The 3,688-nt window shown below is 52.4% G+C and carries 4 protein-coding genes; all 4 read left to right on the top strand.

Features of this window, described 5'->3' with window-relative positions:
- Nucleotides 1-472: 472 nt before the first annotated feature.
- The gene (locus GOV87_RS20305) at nucleotides 473-973 is read left to right on the top strand and encodes a hypothetical protein (protein ID WP_254447446.1); all 501 of its coding nucleotides are present in this window, start codon (nucleotides 473-475) and stop codon (nucleotides 971-973) included.
- A gap of 111 nt (nucleotides 974-1,084) precedes the next feature.
- Nucleotides 1,085-1,816 (top strand): metallophosphoesterase family protein, encoded by a 732-nt coding sequence (locus tag GOV87_RS20300; RefSeq protein WP_371813548.1) that lies wholly within the window; start codon nucleotides 1,085-1,087, stop codon nucleotides 1,814-1,816.
- 232 nt (nucleotides 1,817-2,048) lie between these two features.
- Nucleotides 2,049-3,497, top strand: a complete 1,449-nt coding sequence (locus GOV87_RS20295; RefSeq protein WP_171212960.1) for a mannose-1-phosphate guanylyltransferase/mannose-6-phosphate isomerase — start codon at nucleotides 2,049-2,051, stop codon at nucleotides 3,495-3,497.
- Between the two features lie 5 nt (nucleotides 3,498-3,502).
- Nucleotides 3,503-3,688 (top strand): hypothetical protein (locus tag GOV87_RS20375; protein ID WP_217360924.1); only part of this gene is annotated, 186 nt, incomplete at its 3' end.

Raw genomic sequence — 3,688 nt, 5'->3', positions numbered from 1 at the left:
CCTCGTCAGGCTCATAACCTGAAGGTCGCAGGTTCAAATCCTACTCCCGCAACCACTTGGGTCGAACAGAGTCTCGAATAAGCCGCCGCAAGGTGGCTTTTGTCGTTCTGGGCCTATCCCGCTGTAAGCACTTTGGAATCACCCCGCGTGGGAAATCCTGCACTGATCGCCACAATTGCAAAGTATTTCACCAGAACCAATACCCGATCAAATCGCCAAAACGAATATCTATCCAACGGATTGTCTCAAAGCCGATCGTAAAAGCGATTTCTGATGTTCTTGCTATACGCCGTCGCGCTCGTGGCAACGGTTTATGACGCATTTGTCGTTGCCGAAAAATTTACCCAATGTTTAGGTAAAAACGAATTAACTTGTTGATTTAAAGCACAAAAAAGACACGCCGAGCCCACGTGCTCCGCAGCCCTTCTTTCTAGTTTCAACCCAGACCGCAACTGGAATTGGAGATGTCGTTATGTCGGGATTGGGTATTTCGCCGCGCTTAAGTCTACGAGGGTTTCGTGCAAGGATATTGGTGGGTTTTCTGGTCTTTGGTGCCTTGTTTTCTGGCACGGCTTTTCAGGCCGCTGCCAATACCCAAAATTTGTATGTCGTCGGCAACGATCGGGGTGGATACTTGCACGACCGGTTGATCGAATTGAAGAACTTACAGCGGAACCGGGTCTTGGTTGAAATACGTGGCCGGGTCTGTTTTTCAACATGTACGATGTTTCTTGGGTTGCCGGGCGCCTGTGTCGATCCCGATACTATGTTTGGCTTTCATGGACCATCGCGAAGTGGTCGCAAACTTCCAAAGGAAGATTTCGAATATTTTAGCCGCGTCATGGCGGGCTATTATCCCGAACCGTTGAAGTCATGGTTCATGAACAAGGCCCGAAACCGCATCAGTGGTGTGTATAAAGCCAAAGGGGCTGAGCTTATTCGAATGGGGATATCCCCTTGTAGAGAGGCTTGAACGGTCCTTGCTTGCCCATTGGTGTGCGGGCGGCTATCACTCACAAGCCGGAGCGACTACCGGCCAAGCCCGCAAGTCTGTGCACTAAAGGTTAAAGGGAATGCTGCAATAGTGCTGTCTTCGTTGCTCAAACGATTTAATCAACCAGCGGCCTTTTCGACGCCTGATCCGGATGCCCCGATTTGCATAATCGGGGACGTCCACGGGTGCATTGCCCAGTTGGAGAAAATGCTCTCCCAAGTTCCGCAGGACCACCGCGTCATACTTGTAGGGGACTATGTAGACAGGGGAGAGCACAGCGCCGAGGTGCTGCGTCTAGTCAGTGAGCGTTCGGACTTTACCTGTCTCATGGGAAATCACGAGCAGATGTTGCTGAAATTTCTGAGCGATCCCACCTGTCATGGACCACGGTGGTTGCGGTATGGTGGATTACAAACACTGTCCTCTTTCGGCGTTCGCGGCGTGAGATCAGAAATGAACGATGCCGAGTTACAGGACTGCCGCGATAGGTTGGAAGACGTCATGGGCCAAGACATGCGCCGCTGGCTTGAACAACTCCCGACATCGGACTTGTCGGGCAACGTTTTTGTGACCCATGCCGGTGCGGACCCGAATGTTCTGGTCGATCAGCAAAATGAGGAAATTCTGATCTGGGGGCACCCGTCTTTTCAGAAGTCGGATCGCAGCGATGGGATCTGGGTTGTGCATGGCCATACAATAGTTGATGCGCCGAGCGCTAAACGTGGTCGCATTGCTGTTGATACCGGAGCATTTGCAACTGGCACCCTTAGCGCCGTATGCCTTGACGGAAGTGAACCCAGGTTTGTTTCGGCAGGTCATTGACGACAGGAGCAATTGGCGCGATTGGCCGATAGTTTCCTGACTACCTTCAGCGATAGATAGACCTACCGCATTGTAAAACTGCACTGAAGACGCAGCGCAGGCTCAAAGATTGGGCGGTGCTTATTGTTTCATCCTGATTGCGCGTGAATTCTACCTCCTGCAATTCATACCCTTGTCAGCACCAGCCTCATTTATTAGGACCACTCCAAGTAAATCAAATTTCGAGCTTTTTATGTTGATAACACCTGTCCTTCTCTGCGGTGGTTCCGGTACTCGGTTGTGGCCTCTGTCCCGGAAAAGCTATCCAAAACAATTTGTTCCGCTTGTTGGCGAGGAAACTTTGTTTCAAGCGTCGGCGCGACGTCTATCCGGGAAAAACGCAGATTTGCAATTTGCGGCACCAGTCGTTCTTACCAATTCGGACTTTCGATTCATCGTTGCCGAGCAACTGCAATCAATTGGTATTGATCCAGGCAAAATTCTGATCGAGCCGGAAGGGCGCAATACTGCACCTGCAGTTTTGGCCGCTGCGATTCAGACATTCAACGAAGACGAGAATGCGGTTCTTTTGGTCGCCCCGTCCGATCATGTGGTGCCAGACTCCGATGCATTTCAGGCCGCAGTCGCTCGTGGATTGGATGCGGTTGCAAGGGGTCAGCTGGTGACGTTTGGCATTACTCCGACGCACGCGGAAACAGCCTATGGGTATCTGGAACTTGCCTCGGCGCCGGACAGTGATGGATCACCGGTCCCGCTGAAACAGTTTGTCGAAAAACCGGATTTGGTCCGCGCGACCGAGATGCTGGCCGCTGGGAATTTCAAATGGAACGCTGGTATTTTCTTGTTCCGCTCTGCTGACATTATAGCGGCATTCCGGCAGTACGCCCCAGAGCTGATAGAACCCGTTCAGGCATCTGTTGAAACCGCAACGCCCGATCTGGGCTTTTTGCGTTTGAACCCGGAGCATTGGCAAAAGGCCAAAGATATTTCCATCGACTATGCCGTGATGGAAAAAGCTGACAACCTATCCGTGGTCCCTTTTGACTCGGCGTGGTCTGATTTGGGTGGCTGGGACGCGGTCTGGCGCGAAAGTGGCCCCGACGAACAGGGTGTTGTCACAAGTGACGGCGCCACAGCGATTGACTGTCACAACACGCTGTTGCGGTCGGATAGTGAACAGCTTGAAGTCGTTGGTATTGGCCTGGAAAATATCATCGCGGTTGCGATGAATGATGCGGTTTTGGTGGCGGATTCTTCGCGGGCTCAGGACGTAAAACAGGCGGTGTCTGCGCTGAAGAAGAAAAACGTTCCTCAGGCCACCGCATTTCCAAAAGACCACCGTCCCTGGGGATGGTTCGAAAGCCTTGTTGTTGGCGATCGTTTTCAGGTGAAACGCATTTGTGTGCATCCGGGCGCGTCCCTTAGCCTGCAAAGCCATTTTCATCGGTCCGAACACTGGATCGTGGTTGAGGGCACGGCTCGTGTCATCATCAACGACACTGATCAATTGGTGACTGAAAATCAGTCAGTCTATATTCCGCTGGGTGCTGTCCACCGTATGGAAAACCCGGGCAAGGTACCGATGGTCCTGATCGAGGTGCAAACGGGCGTGTATGTCGGCGAGGACGACATCGTCCGGTACGAGGACAAATACGCGCGCGGCCAGGGCGCTAAGGGCTGACCCTCGTGAAAGTCGCGATTGTTCATTATTGGCTTGTCGGTATGCGTGGCGGCGAAAAGGTGCTTGAGGCGTTCTTGGACATGTATCCGGACGCCGTCATCATCACCCATGTCACAGCAGTAATATTGTCTCCAATTGAGCCTCCCCAACTGAACGGGTCCACCGTTATGTTCAGGAAACGGAGGACTAAG

Source organism: Ruegeria sp. HKCCA5426 (assembly GCF_013034585.1).
GTDB lineage: Bacteria > Pseudomonadota > Alphaproteobacteria > Rhodobacterales > Rhodobacteraceae > Ruegeria.
This window is presented reverse-complemented; position numbering and strand designations above follow the sequence as displayed.